Raw genomic sequence first — 19663 nt, 5'->3', positions numbered from 1 at the left:
CCAAGGTGTCGTTCAGGCCGGCCGCGCCTCGCGCTGGTCGATCAGGAGCACAGGACCGACCTCTGCCGTCACCAGCACCACCACCGGCCGGTCGATCGTCTCGACCGGGGCAAGGTCGCGCGCGTCGCAGATGTCGAGCGAGCGCAACGTCACGCCCGGCTCGGCGACGATCCTCGCCGTCATCTTCGCCAGGATGCCCGCCGCGTCGCTCTCGCCCGCCTCGATCATCGCCGCTCCCTCGAAGAGCGCCTTCGAGAGCACCCGCGCCGCCTGCCGATCCTGCGGCGAGAGCCGGACGTTGCGCGACGACATCGCCAGCCCGTCCACCTCGCGGACCGTCGGCACGCCGACGATCTCGACCGGGACGTTCAGATCGTCGACCATGCGGCGGATGACGGTGAGCTGCTGGAAATCCTTCTCGCCGAAATAGGCCCGCGTCGGCTGGACGATGTTGAACAGCTTCGCGACCACCGTCGCGACGCCGCTGAAATGACCCGGACGCACCTTGCCGATCAAGATGTCCCCGAGCGGCTTCAGCGAGATCGTCGTCTGCAGCGGCTGCGGATACATCTCCTCGACGCCGGGCGTGAACACCGCATCGACACCTGATTGCGCGAGAAGCGCGAGATCGCGCTCCATGTCGCGGGGATAGGTCGAAAAGTCCTCCGACGGGGCGAACTGCGTCGGGTTGACGAAGATCGAAACGACGGTGATGTCGTTCTCCGCCCGCGCCCGACGCACCAGTTCCAGATGCCCGGCATGCAGGTAGCCCATGGTCGGGACGAGGCCGATACTCCGTCCCGTCTGCCGCGCCCGCCCAAGCGCTGCCCGCAGCGCATCGATCGTGTCGTATCGTTCCACGGGCCTTCGTCCGTTTCCTCGTCGCGAAGGCCTTCTATCGGCTCGGGCCGCCAAGCGGAAGGGCAAAGCCGGCCGCGGGACCTCGAATCCAGCTCGCCCATCGATCGCATTCGCTGATGGCACCTATCGCAATTGCGCGTTTGCCGCCGCGGTTTTGACGGCTACAATTGCAGCGTCGTCAGGTTCGTCCCGAGGTAGATCGTCATGAGCGCCGTTCCCAGCCGAGACAGGCCCGACAACGCCGCCCTGATCGCTATCGGCGCCGGCTGCCTGATCGCGCTCCTGACCTTCGGTCCGCGCTCGGCGATCGGCTTCTTCCAGCTGCCGATGCTGATTGACACCGGCTGGAGCCGCGACGAATTCGCCATCGCCATCGCCATCCAGAACCTCTGCTGGGGCGCGGGGCAGCCGCTTTTCGGCGCCATCGCCGACAAGTGGGGCACCGCGCGCGTTCTGATCCTCTCCGGCCTCCTTTATGCCGCCGGTCTGGCACTGACGGCCGTCGCTCCCTCGCCCTTCTTCCTGACCATCGGCTCCGGCGTCCTCGTCGGCCTCGGCGTCGCCTCCGGCTCCTTCGGCATCGTGCTGGCAGCTTTCGCCCGCCGGGTCTCGGCCGAGCAGCGCTCCTTCGTCTTCGGCCTCGGCACGGCGGCGGGATCGGCCGGAATGTTCCTGTTCGCGCCGCTCTCGCAGGCCCTGATCGACAGCTACGGCTGGTCCGACGCGTTGCTCGTCCTGTCCGCCATCATGCTGCTCGTCCCGCTGCTCTCCTTCGCCCTCAGGGGCAACGGCCAGATCCGACGCGACCTCAAGCCCGAGATCGAGCAGACCATGGGTGCGGCCCTGCGCGAGGCCTTCGCAACCCGCAGCTTCCTCCTGCTCACCTCGGGCTTCTTCGTCTGCGGCTTCCAGGTCGCCTTCATCACCGCGCATTTCCCGGCCTTCCTCGCCGATGTCGGCATCGCGCCGAAATGGGCGGTGATCTCCATGGCGCTGATCGGCTTCTTCAACATCATCGGCTCGATTTCGTCCGGCATCATCGGCCAGCGCGTGTCGAAGCCGCATTTCCTCGCCTGGATCTATATCGGCCGCTCGATCGTCGTGACGGTGTTCCTCCTGACGCCGATCACCCCCGCGACCGTCGTCGTCTTCGCCGTCGTCATGGGCCTTCTGTGGCTTTCCACCGTCCCGCCGACCAATGCCCTCGTCGCCATCATGTTCGGCACGAAATATCTCGGCCTGCTCGGCGGGCTGGTGTTCTTCTCGCACCAGATCGGCTCGTTCCTCGGCGTCTGGCTTGGCGGCTATCTCTACGAGATCTACGGCACCTACGACGTGGTCTGGTGGCTCGGCGTCATCCTCGGCCTCTTCGCAGCGCTAATGCACTGGCCGATCCGGGAGACAGCGGTGGAGCGGCCGGCGCTGGCGCTTTAATGCCCCGGCTCAGCCGACTGGCGGGCGGCCATCCTTCGCCAGGGCAGCCAATAGCCCGTGCCGCGCCTCCGGCTCCTTGATGCCGCGCGGCCCGAAGACGTTGCGGGCGAGGAAGTAACCGGTCAGGCGGAACGCCTCGCGCAGCTCGTCCGCGCCCTCGGCACCGCCCTCCTCTGCCAGAAAAGCCGGCAGGGCGAGCAGCTTGTCGTGCCAGGGCGCGCCGGCCTCGCGGCTGACGGCGCGGCCGGTCTTCGGCGAGACATAGACGAGATCGTCGGTCTGACCGGTCGCTGCGCAGCGCGCGAGATCGAGGCCAAATCCCAGTTCCTCGAGCAAAGCGATCTCGAAGCGCAGCATCAGGGCCGCGACGGTCTGCGGCTCCGTGAGATGCTCGATGAGGACGGCGAGCCCGTCGTAAAGCCGCGGATGCGGGTCGCGCTCGGGCAGAAGCCGGAGATGCGCCGCCGCCAGCTGCACGGCGTTCAGCGCCGCGGCGCTCTCGATCAGCGAGGCGGCGCGGAGCGTCACCGGTTCGAGGATGAAAGTGCCCATGTGCTCGTCGAGTCGCGCCCGCCAATGGGCTTCGACGCTGTTTCCCGGCTGCAGCACCGGTTGCTGGCGCCGCGATCGCCCGCCCCGCACGATGCCCAGATGCCGCCCCCGCGACCGCGTCATCACCTCGGCGATGACGCTCGACTCGCCATGGCGCCGGACGCCGAGAACGATCGCCTCCTCACGCCATTCCATCGATATGTCCCGTCGGGTCGAGAGGCATGATCGGAACCATCAAAGTGCCTGCCGGCGAAGCGACCATCACCAGCCGGCAACCGCTCAGCTCGTGTAGTCGAGCCCCATTTCCCGGTAGCGCTCGGGATCGTCGCCCCAGTTCTCGCGCACCTTCACGAACAGGAACAGATGGACCTTCTGGTCCGCCGCCTCGGTGATCTCCTTGCGGGCGGCCTCGCCGATCGCCTTGATCGTCTCGCCCTTGTGGCCGATGACGATCGCCTTCTGGCTGTCGCGCTCGACATAGATCGTCTGCTCCAGCCGCACCGAGCCGTCGGGCCGGGTCTCCCACAGCTCGGTCTCGACATGGCTGGCATAGGGCAGTTCCTGATGCAGCCGCAGATAGAGCTTCTCGCGGGTGATCTCGGCGGCGAGCTGGCGCAGCGGCAGATCAGAGACCTGGTCTTCCGGATAGTACCAGGGCCCCTCGGGCAGCGCTTTGGCGAGCCAATCCATCAGGTCGCCGCAGCCCGAGCCGTCGAGCGCCGAGATCATGAAGACGCGGTCGAACGCCACCCTGTCGGTGAGTTCCTTGGTCAGGCCCAACAGCTTGTCGCGCTGGATCCGGTCGACCTTGTTGAGAAGCAGCGCCTTGGTCACCGGCCGATCCTTCAGCCGGTCGAGGATCTGCTCCACGTCCTCGCTGATCCCCCGCTCGGAATCGACGATGGCCAGAACGACGTCGGCGTCCCTCGCCCCCGACCAGGCGGTCTTCACCATCGCCCGGTCGAGCCGGCGCTTCGGCTTGAAGACGCCGGGCGTGTCGACGAAGACGATCTGGGCGCCGTCATGCATGGCGATGCCGCGCACCAGCGCACGGGTCGTCTGGACCTTGTGGGTGACGATCGTCACCTTGGTGCCGACCAGCCGGTTGACGAGGGTCGACTTGCCGGCGTTCGGCGCGCCGAGCAGCGCGACGAAGCCCGAGCGCCGCCCGTCCGCCCCGCTACCAGCGGCGACGCCCGCCGCATCCGCGGAGGCACTCTCGGGGCTCTCCGTGCCGGAGTTCTCGTTCGGCGTCCCGTGCGGGGAACCTTCCTCGCCATCCGTCTCGTCGCGGGTCGTCTCGTCGCTCAATCCTGATCCTTCCAGATTCCTTCGCGCCGCAGCACCGCAGCGGCGGCTTCCTGCTCGGCGATCCGCTTCGAGCGGCCCTGCCCTTCGCCCGGCTCGACGCCATCGACGGCGACGCGAATGGTGAACACCGGCTCGTGGTCGGGCCCCGAGCGGTCGATCGTCTCGTAGCGCGGCGCAACCGGACCGCGCTGATGCGCCCATTCCTGCAGCGCCGTCTTCGGGTCGCGCCTCGCGACAACGTCGGCATCGAGACGCTCGCCCCAATGGCGGGTGATGAAGTCACGCGCCGTTTCGAGGCCTTCGCCGAGATAAATGGCGGCGATCAGCGACTCGACGAGGTCGGCGCGAATGTTCTTGGTGCGCTCGCCCTTCAGCTTCTTCAGGTCCGAGCCCTGGCGGACATAGTCGAACAGGCCGATCTCGTCGGCGATCTCGGCGCAGGCATCGGCACTGACGAGCGCGTTGAGCCGCAGCGACAGTTCGCCCTCGTCGGCATCGGGAAACTGCCCGAAGAGACGCTCGGCGATGACGAGACCCAGCACCCGGTCGCCGAGGAATTCCAGCCGCTCGTAGCTCTTCGCGCCACCCTCGCTGGAAAGGCTCGCATGGGTCAAGGCGCGCTCGAAACGCTCCTTGTCACGGATCGGGACGCCGATCCGCTCCTGAAGCTCGTCGAGCGCCTTTTCGCGCTTTACCCGAGCCATGTAAAGAAGCGGCTCGGCCGCAGATCGCTCGGCCACTGCCAGACTTCCAGCGGCGAGACATCGTCCTTGATCGAGAAGAAAATCACCCGCGCCTTGCCGACGAAGTTCTCGAACGGCACGTAGCCGACGTCGAACCGGCTATCCAGCGAGTTGTCGCGATTGTCGCCCATCATGAAGTAGTGGTCCGGCGGCACGACGAATTCGCGGGTGTTGTCGCCCGGCGAGTTCGGCGACAGATCGAGCGTGATGTAGGAGGCGCCGTTGGGCAGGGTCTCGCGATACTGCTCCGCCGTCGTGCCGTCATCGAAGGTAAACTCGCCGGCCGATTCCCGCGGAACCGCCTTGCCGTTCAGATAGAGGATGCCCTCGCGCACCTGCACGTGATCGCCGGGCAGGCCGATCAGGCGCTTGATGTAGTCGACCTCCTCCTCGTGCGGCTTGCGGAAGACGACGACGTCGCCGCGGTTCGGCTCGAAGGACATCAGGCGCCCGTCGAAGACGTCCGGCGAGAACGGAAAGGAGTATTTCGAGAAGCCGTAGCTCCATTTCGAGACGAACAGATAGTCGCCGACCAGCAGCGTCGGCATCATCGACCCGGAGGGGATGGAAAAGGGCTGGAACAGGAAGGTGCGGATGACCAGCGCGAGGAGGAGCGCCTGGATGATGACCTTGACGGTCTCGCCGAAGCCGCCCTTGTCCGTCCGTTCGGCCTGGTCGACCATCGCACTCTCTTCTTGTCAGTTCGCCTTGGAGCGGCGCGGCCGCAGAGCGCCTTCTAACCAGTTGGCGGGCGGGCCGCAACGGCGACGGCGTTAAACTTTGTCCGGCTCCGAGGCGCCGTGTCCACCGGCGTTGCGAGCCTGTTGCATGCGCTGTGCGGCCAGGCGCTCGACCAGCACCTTGCCGGCCTGATCGACGGGCTCGCGCCCCGCCGCGATCTGCCGCCGGCGGTGGGCCTGAAAGCTCTTCACGGCCGAGCGGACGACGACGTAGGACAGCGCTCCGGCGACGAGTCCGAGCGGGATAGAGCCGATCAGCATCGGCTTCACCACCGGATCCCAGATCGCCAGGAGATTGGATGGCGAGAGCGAAGATTCCAGCGTGTCCGGATGCGGTGCGGTGGCGGGTCCCCGCGCGGTGACGAGACGCCCGATTTCGTATGTCGAGGCCCAGATGAACGGAAACGTCGCCGGATTGCCCACGGCCGTCCCGAGGGCGGCGGCCGCCATGTTGCCGGCGACGAGATAGGCGACCGCGAAAGCCAACAGGAAATGGAAGCCGATGAACGGGGTGAAAGAGGCGAAGACGCCCGCGGCAAAGCCGGCGGCCACCGCATGGGGCGCGGCATCGAGACGGATCACCCGCTTGACGAAATAGCGGTAGGAGCGCCTGAACGACCGGCGCGGCCAGAGAAAAGTGCGAAATCGCGCCCAACGGTCTTCGGGCACGCGCCGCCGGAACAACATGGTTCGACAACTCCGAGAGAATTCAACGGACGACGACTTCGCTTCGCTCGTGCATCCATTTGATGAAATGCCGGCCGCCGCCCACCCCGGATGCCTTAAGCCAGCGCTTTGCGGCGAAAGTTTCCCCGTGCCCCAACGGGCGCTCACGATCTTGTCACACCTTGCATGGGCCGTGTCAAAGCGCTCGGCCGAGCCCGAGAGATCAGCCGTTGACGCGCGTGACGTCGGCAACGCAGGGCTTGGCACGCAGCTGCCGGAGCGTCTGTGTGAGATGCTGGATGTCCCAGACCTCGAGCTCGATCACCATCTTGGTGAAATCGGGCGCGGTCGAGATCATCGAAAGATTGTGGATGTTGGCGTCGTTGATGGCGATCGTCTCGGCGATCTCCGCCAACGAGCCCGGCTCGTTCTTCGCCGACAGCATGATGCGAGCCGGGAAACGTTCGCTCATCGCCTCGTCGAGGTCCCATCGCACGTCCACCCAGCGGTCCGGCTCGTCGTCGTAGGCGGTCAGCGCCGGCGACTGGATCGGGTAGATGGTGATCCCCTTGCCGGGGTCGATGATGCCGACGATGCGGTCGCCCGGCACGGCTCCGTCGGGCCCGAAACGCACCGGCATGTCCTCCCCGGCACCGCGGATCGGAATGGCCCTGCCGTTCGTGCGCGCTTTCGCCTTGGAGCGGCCCGGCACGCGGAAGATCATGCCGGCGGCAGTGCGCAGGTTGAACCAACCCTCGTCCTCGCCCTTTTCCGCCGCGCGCGCCGCGCGGCTTTCCTGATAGTCCGGGAACGCCGCCCTCAGGACGTCCGTCGGCTTCAGTTCGCCGCGACCGACCGCGGCCAGAGCATCCTCGATCTCGCGGTGGCCGAGCTTGCCGAGCAGCGGCTTCAGCGCCTCGCGCGAATACATCTTGCCGGCCCGGGCGAAGGTGCGATCGAGGATCTGCTGGCCGATGCCGGAATACTGCTTGCGGATCTGCGTGCGCGCCGCCCGCCGGATCGCCGCGCGGGCCTTGCCGGTGACGGCGATGTTCTCCCAGGCCTGGGGCGGGATCTGGCCCTTGGCGCAGATGATCTCCACCTCGTCGCCATTGGCCAGTTCGGTGACGACCGGCATGATCCGGCCGTCGATCTTGCAGCCGACGCAGTTGTCGCCGACCTCCGAATGAACGGCATAGGCGAAATCGATCGGTGTCGCGCCACGCGGCAGCGCGATCAGCCGCCCCTTCGGCGTGAAGCAGAAGACCTGGTCCTGGAAGAGTTCGAGCTTGGTGTGTTCGAGGAACTCTTCCGGATTGTCGCCGGATGCCAGAAGCTCGATGGTCCGGCGCAGCCAGCCATAGGCATTGGATTCCTTCGACAGATGCACCGCGCCCGACGTCTCGCCGTCCTTGTAGAGGGCGTGGGCGGCGACGCCGTATTCGGCGACGTCGTGCATGTCCTTGGTGCGGATCTGCAGTTCGACGCGTTGGCGCGACGGCCCGACGATGGTGGTGTGGAGCGAGCGGTAGTCGTTCTGCTTCGGCGTCGAGATGTAGTCCTTGAAGCGCCCCGGCACCATCGGCCAGGTGCGGTGGACGATCCCCAGCGTCCGGTAGCAGGCTTCGTCGCTGTCGACGATCACCCGGAAACCGAAGATGTCGGAGAGCTGCTCCAGCGACAGCGCCTTGCGCTGCATCTTGGAGAACACCGAATAGGCGGTCTTCTGCCGGCCGGAGACGCTCGCCTGGATGCCGTTCTCCTTCAGCTTCGCAGTGAGATCCCGCTCGATGGCGGCGATCGTTCCCTCGTGGCGCTCCTTCAGTTCGGCAAGCCGGGCGGTGATCGTCTCGAAGGCATCGAGGTTGAGATGGCGGAACGACAGCTGCTCGAGTTCGTCGCGCATGTCCTGCATGCCCATGCGCCCGGCCAGGGGAGCATAGATGTCCATCGTCTCCTGGGCGATGCGAGCGCGCTTTTCCGGCGCCATCGGCCCGAGGGTGCGCATGTTGTGCAGCCGGTCCGCGAGCTTGACGAGGAGGACGCGGATGTCGTCAGCGATCGCCAGGAGCAGCTTGCGCAGATTCTCCGCCTGCGCCGCCTTCTTCGACACCAGATCGAGCTTTTTCAGCTTGGTCAGGCCCTCGACCAGCTGGCCGATCTTCGGCCCGAACAGCTGGTCGATCTCCTTGCGGGTGGCGTCCGTGTCCTCGATCGTGTCGTGCAGGAGCGCGACGGCCACCGTCGCCTCGTCGAGATGCATGTCGGTGAGGATCGCCGCCACCTCGAGCGGGTGGGAGAAATAGGGATCGCCGCTGGCGCGCTTCTGCGAGCCATGTTTCTGCATGGCGTAGACATAGGCTCTGTTGAGAAGCGCTTCGTCGAGCTCGGGCTTGTAGGCCGCGACCTTCTCGACGAGTTCGTATTGCCGCATCATGGGCTTGGGGCGATCGACTTTGATTGGTGACGGAACGACGAAGGGGGTATCGCCCCATCCGGAACGACACCCCCTAATATAGTGTCAATGCCTGCCGACATTTTAGAGGCAGGCGGCCTCAGCGGCTCAATAATCGTCGGTCTTCTCGGGCGGCACGAGACCTTCGATGCCGGCCAGGAGATCCTCTTCCGACATGCGGTCGAAGGACACCGGCTCGGCATCCTCGGCCGCCGGCTCGACGGCGGCGGGGACCTCCGAGCTCGCCGCGGCGATGAGACGCTGATTCTCCTCGGAGCGACTCTGATCGGGCCGCGGCTCCGGCTCGTCCACCTCGACGTGCTTCTGCAGCGAGTGGATCAGGTCTTCCTTCAAATCGCCGGGCGAGAGCGTCTCGTCGGCGATCTCGCGCAGCGCGACGACGGGGTTCTTGTCGTTGTCGCGATCGATGGTTATGGTCTGTCCTTGCGAGATCTGGCGCGCCCTGTGACTGGCAAGGAGCACCAGCTCGAAGCGGTTCTCGACCTTGTCGACGCAATCTTCTACGGTGACGCGGGCCATGCCTGTCTCCTGCAACGGGTCAAATTCGGTGACGAAGACCCGGACATAGACGTTTCGTCCGCGCGCGGCAAGTACCCCTGCGAACTCACTGGCGGGGCGGTCGGCGGCGGCGGGACAAGTCGGCGGCGGGCCGGCAGCGGCAACGGTGCCGGGTGCCGGAGCGCCCTGGGCCGGGTCTCGAAGCGATCTACCCCTGCCAGCACAGGCAGCAGGGAGCAGATCGGTCCGCATACGGTGCATCCCCCCGATCGGCAGAGGACGGCGCGCCGTCTTGCCGCCGGCCCTTCAAACCTGCTACGGGCGCTGCGTGTGAAGCATCGACTTGCCGATGCCAGAATTCGATATCCGACTATTCAGCTTTACCCCGCTTTCTAACGCGAGTTGCGAAAAATGTTTGATCAACGTGAAAAACTTGCTCTTTTTATCGACGGCGCCAATCTTTACGCAACGTCAAAAAATCTTGGTTTCGACATCGACTATAAAAAGATGCTGAGCTGGTTCCAGCGTCAGGGTTACGTCATTCGCGCCTATTACTATACTGCCTTGATCGAAGACAACGAATACTCCTCGATCCGCCCACTGATCGACTGGCTCGACTATAACGGCTACCGGGTGGTCACCAAGCCGGCGAAGGAGTTCACCGATCCCTCCGGCCGTCGCAAGATCAAGGGCAACATGGACATCGAACTCGCGATCGATGCCATGGAACTGGTCGAGACCGTCGATCACTTCGTTTTGTTTTCCGGCGACGGCGATTTCCGCTCGCTGGTCGAGGCTCTGCAGCGCAAGGGCCGCAAGGTTTCGGTCGTCTCGACACTGAGTTCTTCGCCGCCGATGGTCTCCGACGATCTGCGCCGCCAGGCCGACCACTTCATCGACATCGTCACCCTGCGCGGCGAGATCGGCCGCAATCCTGCCGAGCGCGAGGCCCGCATGGCCCGCCGCGCCGAGGCGGAAACCGAAGACGACGACTACTGAGCCGCAGGCGGGCAGCAGCTTCCATGCCGACCTCGACGACCCAGGCGATGGCTGGCGCCCATCCGGGCACGGCTCATTCCTTCGCCGGCACCTCCGCCGAGCCGTCGCCCGACTGCCCGCGCTGCCCCCGCCTCGCCGCTTTCCGTCACGAATGGCGCGCCAAGGAGCCGTCCTGGCACAATGCGCCGGTGCCGAGCCTCCTGCCGCCCGAAGGGCCGGACGACGTCCGCCTCCTCGTCGTCGGCCTCGCCCCGGGCCTTCGCGGCGCCAACCGCACCGGCCGCCCCTTCACCGGCGACTATGCCGGCGACCTCCTCTATGCGACGCTGACCCGCTACGGCTTCGCCAACGGCCGCTTCGCCGCCCGGCCCGACGACGGGCTGGAACTGATCGGCGCGGCGATCACCAATTCGGTGCGCTGCGTTCCGCCGGAGAACAAGCCCGTCGGCGCCGAGATCAACGCCTGCCGGCCGTTCCTCACAGCGACGATCGACCGCCTGCCCAACCTCCGCGCCATCGTCACCCTCGGCAAGATCGCCCACGATTCCACCGTCCGCACCCTTGGTGGCCGCGTCGCAGCCCACCCCTTCCGTCACGCCGGCGCCACCGATCTTGCCGGTCTGCGCATCTTTTCGAGCTATCACTGCTCGCGCTACAACACCAATACCGGCCGTCTGACGACGGAGATGTTCGAGGCGGTGTTCGAGCAGGTCGCCGGGTTCCTGCGCTAGCAACGGACCGTATGGGCGCATCGCCGCGATCGTCTTGCGCCGCAAGGGCCATGGTCTGCGATCGGAGCGGCCGGATGCAAATCCCGGTTCCGGGACGATTGCGCTGCCGAAACAACGCTTCGTTCATCCTGCTGCATGAGTGCCCCGCCGGCTTATCGAAGTCGTTAAGAGCCGCCGTGTCACGCTTCACCCATGTCGAAGCGCCGCTCCTACCTTCCCGACTCCCGCCGCTGGCTGGCCGTTGCCGTTCCCGCCGGCCTGGCGATCCTGTTGATCGGCGGCCTCGCCTGCCTCCTCCTGGCAATGTCCGTCAGGCAGGCCAACGACCTCGTCATCCAGCGCGATCGGAACCTCGCCGCCTCCGTGCTTCAGCAGGCCTTGCAGAGCATCGCCCGCGACCAGGAGAGCGTGACGGCCTGGGATGAAGCCGTCCTGCATCTTCGCGATCCGATCGATCTGGATTGGCTCGACGACAATATCGGCCTCTGGATGAACATGTATTTCGGACACGAGCGGATCGTCGTGCTCGACCCGCAGGACCGACCGATCTACGCCACGATCGGGAACGAGCGCGTCGACCCGGCAACCTACCAGGAGATCGCGCCGGTCGTGCGGCCTATGATCGCCGCGGTGCGCCGTGCCCTCATCGCCGACGATTGGCGAAGCACCGGTTCCGACGACCGAAGCCCCGGCGCCAAGGACATCCTGGTGATCGGCGGCCACCCTGCCATGGTCGGTGTGAAACCGGTGGTTCCCTCGACCGCCAAGGTCCGGCAGGCGCCCCAGGACGCCTACCTGCATCTCGCGGTCCACTATCTCGACGGCAGCTTCCTGAAGGAACTGCAGCAGCATTACCTTTTCAAGGATGCCCGCTTCTCCTGGCAGGACAGTCCGAAGGCCGACGAATTGTCCTATGGTGTCGTCGACAAGCAGGGCAGGAGCGTCGGCTTCCTGATCTGGAAGGTGCAACTGCCCGGCCAGATCCTGACGGCCCGCATGGCGCCCGCCCTCCTCGGCACTCTCCTCGCCATCCTGCTGGTCGTCGCAGTTCTGGTCGCCGGCCTGCGGAAGGGCGCGCGGGCCCTTCGCGCCAGCGAGGCGCGGGCCCGCCATCTCGCCTATCACGACGTCCTGACCGGCCTGCCGAACCGCGCCTGCTTCAACGAGCGCCTCGCTTCCGCCTGCGCCGCCGGCGCCCCGGGCACCAGCCTCATGCTGCTCGACCTCGACCGCTTCAAGCAGGTCAACGACACGCTCGGCCATCCGGCGGGCGACGCGCTGATCCGCGCCGTCGGGGCGCGGCTCCGGCAGGCCGCACCGGACGGGGCCACCGTCGCCCGGCTGGGCGGCGACGAATTCGCGATCCTCACGCCGCGCATGGCGCCCGCCCATGTCGCGACGCTCTGCGAGACGATCATCGCGGCGATCGGCCAGCCGTTCGAAATCCACGGCGCCGAGGCCGACGTCGGCGTCAGCATCGGCGTCGCCGCGATCGGCAGGGCGGCAACGCCGGACGTGATGATCCGGCGCGCCGACCGCGCCCTCTACCGGGCCAAGCGAGCGGGCGGCGGCTTCTCCGTCGCCGGCGACGACCTCTCGGACGACGGCTTTGCGGACATCTGGGACCTCGATCCGCCGGGCGCAGAGAGCATCGCGGCCTGACCAACTAGCCGATGTCGTGGATCGTGGGCGTCATACCCTCCCCCTCCACCAGCACCGTCGCCACCGTCACCGGCAGCTTGAACCGCCTTCGCCCCGCGCTGCCCGGGTTGAGATACATCACCCCGCCGAGTGTCTCGATGCCCGGCTTGTGCGAATGGCCGGAGATCACCGCGTGATACCCCTCCGCCGCCGGATCGAAGGCGAGGTCGTTCCGGTCGTGGATGACGAAGAACCGCCGCCCGAACAACTCCACCGAAACGGTCTCGGGAAACTCCCGCGCCCACTTCGCCCCGTCGACATTGCCGCGGATCGCCGTCACCGGCGCGATCGCCTCCAGCTGCGGCACGATCTCCGCCGCGCCGATGTCGCCGGCATGGATGATGTGGTCCGCGCCGCCAAGCTGCGCCAGCGCTTCCGGCCGCAACAGTCCGTGGGTGTCCGAGATGATCCCGACGATCGGCATGGCTCTCTCCCCTCCTGTCGATTGCGCGCTCCGCCCATCCGCATGCGCCAGCAATCACGGAACGGCACCCCCGCCGCAGCGTTCCCTATCGAAGCGCAACGAAGGACGGACCATGGCCAAGGGGCAGAAGAAGCAGACGCCGGCGACGAAATCGAAAAAGGTCGAGGTCAAGCCGTCCCGCAAGGCGGAAGGCCGCGTCGAGGCGTTCCGTGCCCTGTCGGCCCGCGTCGCCGCCGGCGAGCAGCTCGTCCCGCCGCTGCACCTCACCGGCCAGGCCCGCCGCGAACATGTCCGCTCCACCCTGCGCGAGGACCACGCCCAGCGCATCGAGCAGCGCAGCGATGCCGCCCGGATGAAGTTCGACGAGCTCGCGAACGACTTCTTCAAGTTCTTCCGCGGCACCGCCCTCCTGTTCTACCGCGACATGGTCGGCGAGGATGCCGACATGCCCTCGGTCATGGCGCTCGGCGACGTCCATCCGGAAAACTTCGGCGTCATGCCCGACGAGCACGGCGCGCCGATCTTCGGCGTCAACGATTTCGACGAGACGATCTACGCCCCCTTCACCTTCGACCTGAAGCGCGGCGCCGTCGGCTTCTGGATCGCCGCCCGCGAGGAAGGCGGCCTGAAGCGCAAGAAGCGGCGCAAGATCGTCGAGGCCTTCGTCAAGGGCTACTTCAAAGCCATGGAGGCCTACGCCGACCATGCGACGGAGAAGAACGAGAGCTACCGGATGGACAACTCCCCCAAGGTGATCCAGCGCCTGTTCGAGGAAGCCTGGGAGGAGCGCGAGGCCTGGCTCTGGGAGGACTATCTCGACGGCTCCGGCCGGGGCTTCCGCGCCTCGGACGAACTGCAGCCGATCTCCGGCGAGATCGACAAGTTCCAGAAGGCCATGGACGACCTCGCCAAGGCCAACAACATCGACGCGCCGAAGCGCGCGGGCGAGCTGAAGGTCAAGGACGTCTGCATGCGCCACGGCCAGGGCACCGCGTCGCTGGGCCTGCCGCGCTACTACGTCCTGATCGAGGGCCCGTCCAAGGACGCCACCGACGACCTCATCATCGAGTTCAAGAGCGCCCGCCGCTCCGCCCTCGACGGCCTCGCCCCGCCGTCGGACTTCAACGCCGGCGACAAGGCCGACCGCATCGCCCACGGCCAGGCGGTGCAACTCGCCCATGGCGACATCTTCTACGGCGCCGTGACGATCGACGGCGAAAGCTTCATGAGCCGCGAGCGCGCCCCCTTCCGCGACGACATCGACCTCGACGAACTCAGCTACCCCACCTGGAAGGAATACGCCGAAGTCTGCGGCGCGGTGCTGGCCCAGGCCCACGCCCTCTCCGACGATCTCGGCCAGATCGACTACGACATCGAACCCTCCATCGTCGCCGCCGCCACCCCGCGCGCCCTCTTCATCGCCGACCTCGTCCGCTTCGCCGAAGAAGCCTCCGACCGCCTCGAAAAAGACCACGCCTTCTTCCGCGAAGACCACGCGCTGGGGGCGTTTGATAGTATTGATATGGTTTATCGGTGAGGGTGGCGGACGGCGCCGATCATTAAGTCAGTATTCATCACGTTCTAGCCTTTAAAAGACAGTTTGCCTTAAATAACAAAAAGTAAAAATCAGCCGTAAATGATAGATTAGTCAGAATCGACTGACAATAATTATAATTGCACGAGTATATTCATCGAATATCCATTATCTTGCCTACCTGCTCTTTGGTCAAGGGTGTGTCGGGCTTGCCTTTTCTAAAATGATTTCGCATGATTCCATACTTGATGCCAATTTCCGACACGACTTGGTCGATGTCAGATTTCACCTCTTCCTTCTTCGCCCGACCGACTATGGTAACGATCGCAGAGCGGTAATACTCTGCCAAGTTCAGTATCACCGATTCTAGATACGAAGGCATCCGACCGGCGTGTACCAACTGGTTTCGGGCGCGGTAAACACGGTGGATTTGCCACCGCACGCGATCATAGTGATCATCCATCGTACAGTTAACCGCCCTAATCGTCCTATAGTCGCGCTGAAGCTTGAAAAGCCGATGTAACGCAAGGGGATTGCTGGCCAGCAGCTTGCACAAATTTTGTTGGTAGGGTGCGTTCTCGGACAGGAAAATTAATTCGGCAAATGCTTCTTGACCGTGCGCCTCGGTAGGCATCGACATAATAATTTTGTTGAGCCGACTCCGATAACGCGGGAGCAACTCGTTGTAGGTCGCGATGACTTGGCGGCGGGCGTGCCGCATGACGATGCACGGCACAATCAGCTTCGCGTAGTGTACGATGCGCGCAACTTCGCTCGGTTCGCTTAGCAACACCTCAATCGCGGACCAAAGAGAAATTAGCCGGTTCTCTGAATTGAAGGAGGTTCGCGCTAATGCGGCGGTTCGGATCGAACTGACGAGTCGCTCCGTCGACGGCTCGTCGAAGTTGCCCACAATATCCGCAGCATAGTTGCTGATGGTACGAGCGCGCGGTACGCGCCTTACCTTCTTCGATGTAGAGATCGGGCGAGGTTTCTCGTTAAAGAAGTCAGACTTTGTGATTGCCCTGCCTGATTGCGCTCGATGGAGCGTGACGTGCATCGTCTGCCCCCACTCACAGTGCATTCCGTGCGGATCGAGAAACACGATAGCCCGCTGCGCGCTAAGGACCTGATAGGCCGAGTCCATTGCCGATTCGGGGTCGAGTGTTTCCACCGACCAATCCAGCACAGACGGCAATAGGTGGGCGTTTTGGTTCTGATCGAGGGTAGCCTCATAGGCGCTACCAGTAATTCGCATTGATGCGTTGAAGCCCAGACCGCGCAGGTAGTTTCCTAAATCACGAGTAACGCCGACCTGAACAAGATAACGGTGATTTTTTCCGTCGAACGTGCCGAGGAATTTTTCGAGCGTCTTGCGCCCCATCCTCACCACAGACCGGGCAAAGAATGTTTCCTCTACGACGTGCCTGATATGGTTTCGCTCATAGCCCAGGTTGATCAGATGCGAGCAGTAAAAGCCAATCAGCTTGCGGTAGTCCATGCGCTGTTTCGGTTGATCGAAAAGCGTCAACAGCAGGTGCTCGATCGTCGCCTTGTAATCTACGGCGATAAGCTTCTCGATGAACTCCAGATGCGACGAAAAATCATCCAAGGAGAAGCTGGTGCCGAGCAGCGTCAGCAAAGAGTCGATCTCGTCGGCCGCCAAGCTCTGCGCCGCCGGATCTTTGGCGAAAGACCACTTCATCTCGTCGACAATTGGGTCAAGAACGGCGCGGGGAACACGCTGGTCGCGAACGTCGTCGATCAGATCAAGCGCCTCATGGACGCGGGCAATAGTATCGAGGGAATAGACCCGAAAGCTTTCAAAAGTCGTCGGGGTCAGCATCTCGCTCATAAGCTGAGCGAATAGAAGGATGCCACGGCTACCGTCCGTATCCGGCCATTTATCTTTCGGTAGACGCATGATCCCCCCCCCACCCAGCACCCGCAAGGACCAGAGTATTTTAGGGACCAGCGGCCTTCAAGTGCACTCATTCGAATGCAAGGACTTCGAGCAGTACGCCAGGGCATGCGGCGTCGCTCCAGCTAATCACGTCAGCGACGACAGGGGCTAGTTCGAAACGAATTTTGTCTGACCGACCGGAATGAGCGCGAAGCTTGGGCCCGGGGTCTCTCCAATACCGATTCGATGGCAATCGCCGCTATATCGCAGCCTATCACGTCGCCCAAGGCAATACTTTTATTCTAGCAAGAACCGTCGTCTACTCGCATTTTATATATGATCCGGGCTGCGATGCCCCTCGCGTTCCCGACAGAGTACCGATTCGCAAGATATGCTGGTGGACAATGAACGATACGGAGCGTGAAATCATCATTCTCAAATCTACTTGGGAAATGATTGATGGAATGGTCAATTGGACGATGTTCGTAAAGACCGATCAGCGTGAGCCGTCTAATTTAATGTTTCAGACCAGCGAACAGGCACGGCTGTTTGTCATCCTGCTCGGCGACTTCCTATCCGAGATACGAGCGTTCAAGGGAGATCCCGTGCCCCTTGGTCTCAAACCGGCCCCCAGCAATGCCCGTCCTTCCGATCTAACGTTCCTTTTTCATCTACGTCAGGTTTGCACTGATCCAAAGCTTGGTCGCGATACGACGAGGCTTTCATCGACGGTCGAGGCATTTGCGAGCTGGCTTGAGCGAGAGTTTACGGCAACGGGTGTGAACCTACCCGCGATTGGCGTCGTTGCGGATTTGCGGGTCACGCGCCTTCGCTACATCAAGATGTGCAGCGACATGGCTAAGCACAACCTGGCTCGGCTCGCGACGAATGTCGGGCATCTGCGTAAGCTGCTCGATCGGGCCGGGCACTCTGTGAGCGAACAGGAGGCGTACCTTGCGGTCGAAAATTTCTTCGAATGGTTCCACCAAGACATTTTCTTCTATCATTCAAGTCAGATCGGCGAGTTCCTGAACAACATCCGCTGGTCAATCTACGACTATCTTCAGACTGAATTCCGGCGTTCATTCCATGTCCCGACGAATTCGACCGCCGACGTTACGAGATATAGCTATCTCGTTCCAGCGGAGATCGACGAACCAGTGGCTGTTGCGATGTATTGGGACGCTATGAACCGGTCGCGGTCCCAGCCTTACATGCAGCGATTCTCGATCCCGGACTACATGAAGCTGCGCTATTGAGGTTTCTCAACCAACAAGAGGACTACATGAGCGATGAGGCCGATGACGGCTCTCCCTGGGTGGCTGTCCTAAACCTGTCGCTCGCCTTTTCACCCCTTGAGGTTGGCAACCCGATCAATCTGAATGTCAGCTTCCGCGAACTGCTTTTGTACGGAGGAAAGGCCAACACGGGCGCAGAGCTGCCGCCTCCTTCCACGGTCGGCACCCCGTTTAAGTTCGGGCGCCGTCTTCATCGCCTCGTCTTTGTTGGGCCCCGTCCCGAGAATGACGAGCCCGCGAAGGTCGCCGCCATCCTGTCCCGATCACGCGCAGCCTCTCCGCGTCGTCATCCTCGGCCCGCAAGGGGCGGGGCCTCGCCCGGTTAGGGGCAGTCCGGTTCCGGACGGGCGTCCTGCCGGTATCCGATCGGCGGCGGAAGCGGGGAGGCATGGATCCCCGTGCTGAAGCACGAGGATGACGAAACGGGGAGGGACGCCGCCTCGTCATGTGGCGTGACGAGCGCGGCAACGGCGCAGAGACAAGGGGTTGCGCTCCGCCGCATGGGCGCCCGCGAAAAAAGATATCCCCGCCCCCAGTCACCACCCCTACAATCCCCTCGCCGCCGTCCCGAGGGACACGAATGATCGCCGGGATCGTTCGGGACGGCGGGCGGTGTCCGCGGCGTGGCCCCTTCCGGAGGGGTTTGCGTCCCGGACGGGTCATGGCTCCGCCGGCCCCTCGCGTACTATGGCGCGGGTGCGGATCGGTCCGCTTGAGGTCGCCGTGCTGAAAAGGCGTGGCGGGTGAAGCGCCGGCAGCCGGTGAGCGCATTCGGTGCGGCCCTGCGGCGAAAGCCGCGAAAGGCCGGGCAGGATGTGGCAAGCCCCAAGGGCCCGCAAAGACACCGCGCGGAGCGCCGGAGGCGAGCCGTTAGACTTTGAATATCGGAGGGCTTGCCTCCGGCGTTCCGCTGTCCTCTCCGTTTGGGGCAGCCTGATCGCTGCGGCGCTTTTCGAAGCGCCCCGGCGAGGAGACTGCAGCCAAACTCGGGGCGCCCCGCGCTGCCGGGGTCTTTGCGCGGGCCTCGCGTCCAGGGGGCGGAGCGGCGGGGTTCGTGGCTTTCGCGGCGGCGCGTCCGTCGATGTCCGGGAGGGCGAAACCATCCCCGCATCGTCATTCTCGGGCCCCGTCCCGAGAATCCAGGGGCGGCGTCTCCACCCGGTCCCCGTGACGCTCCGACCCGCACCGGAGCAAGCCCGGAAACAGGGACCGAAAGGCCGGCATCGAAGGCCCGAAAGCCCTCAGCCTTCCTTCAGGATCCGCGCCTTCTGGCGGTTCCATTCGCGCTCCTTGATGGTCTGGCGCTTGTCGGGGGCGTTCTTGCCCTTGGCGACGGCGAGTTCCATCTTGGCCATGCCGCGATCGTCGAAATAGATCTTCAGCGGCACCAGCGTCATGCCGTCCCGCTGCACGGCGCCGGCGAGCTTGTTCAGCTGGGTCCGGTGGACCAGGAGCTTGCGGCGGCGTTTCGGGTTGTGGTTGAAGCGGTTGGCTTGCAGATATTCCGGCAGGTTGGAATTGATCAGCCAGAGCTCGCCCTGTTCTTCGGTCGCATAGGCCTCGGCGATCGACGCCTTGCCCTCGCGCAGCGACTTCACCTCGGTGCCGGTGAGAACCAGCCCCGCCTCGAGCGTCTCGATGATCTCGTAGTTGAACCGCGCCTTGCGGTTTTCGGCCGCGACGTTCGAATCGGCGGCTTTTTTTTTGGCCATGGTTCAATGCGATGCGCGTGAAGCGCACGTCCTTTTGAGTTGGGGCGGTGACCCGACATCTGGTCCCTGCCGGTCGACGC

At 64.3% G+C, this 19663-nt stretch carries 18 protein-coding genes; 7 read left to right on the top strand and 11 right to left on the bottom strand.

The window, feature by feature from the left end; genetic code table 11:
• Positions 1-12 precede the first annotated feature (12 nt).
• Entirely contained in the window at positions 13-861 is an 849-nt protein-coding gene (panC, locus tag GTK09_RS00895; RefSeq protein ID WP_163460603.1) for a pantoate--beta-alanine ligase, read from the bottom strand.
• A gap of 204 nt (positions 862-1065) precedes the next feature.
• Here panC and GTK09_RS00890 point away from each other — a divergent pair, with 204 nt between their 5' ends.
• The gene (locus tag GTK09_RS00890; RefSeq protein WP_163460602.1) at positions 1066-2295 is read left to right on the top strand and encodes an MFS transporter; all 1230 of its coding nucleotides are present in this window, start codon (positions 1066-1068) and stop codon (positions 2293-2295) included.
• Between the two features lie 9 nt (positions 2296-2304).
• Here GTK09_RS00890 and recO read toward each other — a convergent pair whose 3' ends face one another.
• The 7 genes from recO to rpoZ form a co-directional block, all read right to left on the bottom strand.
• Positions 2305-3042 carry a DNA repair protein RecO gene (recO, locus tag GTK09_RS00885; RefSeq protein WP_163460601.1) on the bottom strand — a complete coding sequence of 246 codons (738 nt, stop codon included), beginning with the start codon at positions 3040-3042 and terminating at the stop codon, positions 2305-2307.
• A gap of 84 nt (positions 3043-3126) precedes the next feature.
• Positions 3127-4158, bottom strand: coding sequence for a GTPase Era (gene era / locus GTK09_RS00880; protein WP_163460600.1), 1032 nt, complete (start codon positions 4156-4158; stop codon positions 3127-3129).
• Positions 4155-4862 (bottom strand): ribonuclease III, encoded by a 708-nt coding sequence (rnc, locus tag GTK09_RS00875; RefSeq protein ID WP_163460943.1) that lies wholly within the window; start codon positions 4860-4862, stop codon positions 4155-4157. The genes era and rnc overlap by 4 nt, the downstream gene beginning before the upstream one ends.
• On the bottom strand, positions 4850-5584 hold the full coding sequence (gene lepB, locus GTK09_RS00870; RefSeq protein ID WP_163460599.1) for a signal peptidase I: 735 nt from the start codon (positions 5582-5584) through the stop codon (positions 4850-4852). The genes rnc and lepB overlap by 13 nt, the downstream gene beginning before the upstream one ends.
• Before the next feature lie 90 nt (positions 5585-5674).
• Complete coding sequence (locus GTK09_RS00865) at positions 5675-6328, bottom strand: DUF2062 domain-containing protein (RefSeq protein ID WP_163460598.1); 654 nt, start codon at positions 6326-6328, stop codon at positions 5675-5677.
• Positions 6329-6530: 202 nt separating this feature from the next.
• Positions 6531-8744, bottom strand: coding sequence for a RelA/SpoT family protein (locus GTK09_RS00860; protein WP_163460597.1), 2214 nt, complete (start codon positions 8742-8744; stop codon positions 6531-6533).
• Positions 8745-8870: 126 nt separating this feature from the next.
• Positions 8871-9302: a DNA-directed RNA polymerase subunit omega gene (gene rpoZ, locus GTK09_RS00855; protein WP_163460596.1), complete on the bottom strand. Its 432-nt coding sequence runs from the start codon at positions 9300-9302 to the stop codon at positions 8871-8873.
• Between the two features lie 390 nt (positions 9303-9692).
• Here rpoZ and GTK09_RS00850 point away from each other — a divergent pair, with 390 nt between their 5' ends.
• The 3 genes from GTK09_RS00850 to GTK09_RS00840 all read left to right on the top strand — a co-directional run bounded on the left by GTK09_RS00850 (position 9693) and on the right by GTK09_RS00840 (position 12673).
• Positions 9693-10280: a LabA-like NYN domain-containing protein gene (locus GTK09_RS00850; RefSeq protein ID WP_163460595.1), complete on the top strand. Its 588-nt coding sequence runs from the start codon at positions 9693-9695 to the stop codon at positions 10278-10280.
• A gap of 47 nt (positions 10281-10327) precedes the next feature.
• Positions 10328-11011: a uracil-DNA glycosylase gene (locus GTK09_RS00845; protein WP_246217654.1), complete on the top strand. Its 684-nt coding sequence runs from the start codon at positions 10328-10330 to the stop codon at positions 11009-11011.
• A gap of 192 nt (positions 11012-11203) precedes the next feature.
• The gene (locus GTK09_RS00840) at positions 11204-12673 is read left to right on the top strand and encodes a diguanylate cyclase domain-containing protein (RefSeq protein WP_163460593.1); all 1470 of its coding nucleotides are present in this window, start codon (positions 11204-11206) and stop codon (positions 12671-12673) included.
• A gap of 4 nt (positions 12674-12677) precedes the next feature.
• Here GTK09_RS00840 and GTK09_RS00835 read toward each other — a convergent pair whose 3' ends face one another.
• Positions 12678-13136 (bottom strand): metallophosphoesterase family protein, encoded by a 459-nt coding sequence (locus GTK09_RS00835; RefSeq protein ID WP_163460592.1) that lies wholly within the window; start codon positions 13134-13136, stop codon positions 12678-12680.
• Between the two features lie 112 nt (positions 13137-13248).
• Between GTK09_RS00835 and GTK09_RS00830 the strand changes: the two genes are divergently transcribed.
• Positions 13249-14673: a DUF2252 domain-containing protein gene (locus GTK09_RS00830; RefSeq protein ID WP_163460591.1), complete on the top strand. Its 1425-nt coding sequence runs from the start codon at positions 13249-13251 to the stop codon at positions 14671-14673.
• A gap of 151 nt (positions 14674-14824) precedes the next feature.
• Here GTK09_RS00830 and GTK09_RS00825 read toward each other — a convergent pair whose 3' ends face one another.
• Positions 14825-16525 carry a hypothetical protein gene (locus GTK09_RS00825; protein WP_163460590.1) on the bottom strand — a complete coding sequence of 567 codons (1701 nt, stop codon included), beginning with the start codon at positions 16523-16525 and terminating at the stop codon, positions 14825-14827.
• A 452-nt stretch (positions 16526-16977) separates the two neighbouring features.
• On the opposite strand from GTK09_RS00825, the gene GTK09_RS00820 reads away from it, so the two are divergent.
• Complete coding sequence (locus GTK09_RS00820) at positions 16978-17832, top strand: hypothetical protein (RefSeq protein ID WP_163460589.1); 855 nt, start codon at positions 16978-16980, stop codon at positions 17830-17832.
• A gap of 26 nt (positions 17833-17858) precedes the next feature.
• Positions 17859-18197, top strand: a complete 339-nt coding sequence (locus GTK09_RS00815) for a hypothetical protein (protein WP_163460588.1) — start codon at positions 17859-17861, stop codon at positions 18195-18197.
• A gap of 915 nt (positions 18198-19112) precedes the next feature.
• Here GTK09_RS00815 and smpB read toward each other — a convergent pair.
• Positions 19113-19583 carry an SsrA-binding protein SmpB gene (gene smpB, locus GTK09_RS00810; RefSeq protein WP_163460587.1) on the bottom strand — a complete coding sequence of 157 codons (471 nt, stop codon included), beginning with the start codon at positions 19581-19583 and terminating at the stop codon, positions 19113-19115.
• Positions 19584-19663: the final 80 nt, after the last annotated feature.

Origin of the sequence: Jiella pacifica (genome assembly GCF_010500815.1) — a bacterium.
In the GTDB taxonomy this organism is placed as follows: domain Bacteria; phylum Pseudomonadota; class Alphaproteobacteria; order Rhizobiales; family Rhizobiaceae; genus Jiella; species Jiella pacifica.
This window is presented reverse-complemented; position numbering and strand designations above follow the sequence as displayed.

Bases quoted from the DNA above. Each gene is read 5' to 3' on its own strand.
- GTK09_RS00890 (WP_163460602.1), top strand. From the start codon at position 1,066: ATGAGCGCCGTTCCCAGCCGAGACAGGCCCGACAACGCCGCCCTGATC.
- recO (WP_163460601.1), bottom strand. From the start codon at position 3,042: ATGGAATGGCGTGAGGAGGCGATCGTTCTCGGCGTCCGGCGCCATGGC.
- rnc (WP_163460943.1), bottom strand. From the start codon at position 4,862: ATGGCTCGGGTAAAGCGCGAAAAGGCGCTCGACGAGCTTCAGGAGCGG.
- lepB (WP_163460599.1), bottom strand. From the start codon at position 5,584: ATGGTCGACCAGGCCGAACGGACGGACAAGGGCGGCTTCGGCGAGACC.
- GTK09_RS00865 (WP_163460598.1), bottom strand. From the start codon at position 6,328: ATGTTGTTCCGGCGGCGCGTGCCCGAAGACCGTTGGGCGCGATTTCGC.
- GTK09_RS00860 (WP_163460597.1), bottom strand. From the start codon at position 8,744: ATGATGCGGCAATACGAACTCGTCGAGAAGGTCGCGGCCTACAAGCCC.
- rpoZ (WP_163460596.1), bottom strand. From the start codon at position 9,302: ATGGCCCGCGTCACCGTAGAAGATTGCGTCGACAAGGTCGAGAACCGC.
- GTK09_RS00850 (WP_163460595.1), top strand. From the start codon at position 9,693: ATGTTTGATCAACGTGAAAAACTTGCTCTTTTTATCGACGGCGCCAAT.
- GTK09_RS00845 (WP_246217654.1), top strand. From the start codon at position 10,328: ATGGCTGGCGCCCATCCGGGCACGGCTCATTCCTTCGCCGGCACCTCC.
- GTK09_RS00840 (WP_163460593.1), top strand. From the start codon at position 11,204: ATGTCGAAGCGCCGCTCCTACCTTCCCGACTCCCGCCGCTGGCTGGCC.
- GTK09_RS00835 (WP_163460592.1), bottom strand. From the start codon at position 13,136: ATGCCGATCGTCGGGATCATCTCGGACACCCACGGACTGTTGCGGCCG.
- GTK09_RS00830 (WP_163460591.1), top strand. From the start codon at position 13,249: ATGGCCAAGGGGCAGAAGAAGCAGACGCCGGCGACGAAATCGAAAAAG.
- GTK09_RS00825 (WP_163460590.1), bottom strand. From the start codon at position 16,525: ATGAGCGAGATGCTGACCCCGACGACTTTTGAAAGCTTTCGGGTCTAT.
- GTK09_RS00820 (WP_163460589.1), top strand. From the start codon at position 16,978: ATGAACGATACGGAGCGTGAAATCATCATTCTCAAATCTACTTGGGAA.
- GTK09_RS00815 (WP_163460588.1), top strand. From the start codon at position 17,859: ATGAGCGATGAGGCCGATGACGGCTCTCCCTGGGTGGCTGTCCTAAAC.
- smpB (WP_163460587.1), bottom strand. From the start codon at position 19,583: ATGGCCAAAAAAAAAGCCGCCGATTCGAACGTCGCGGCCGAAAACCGC.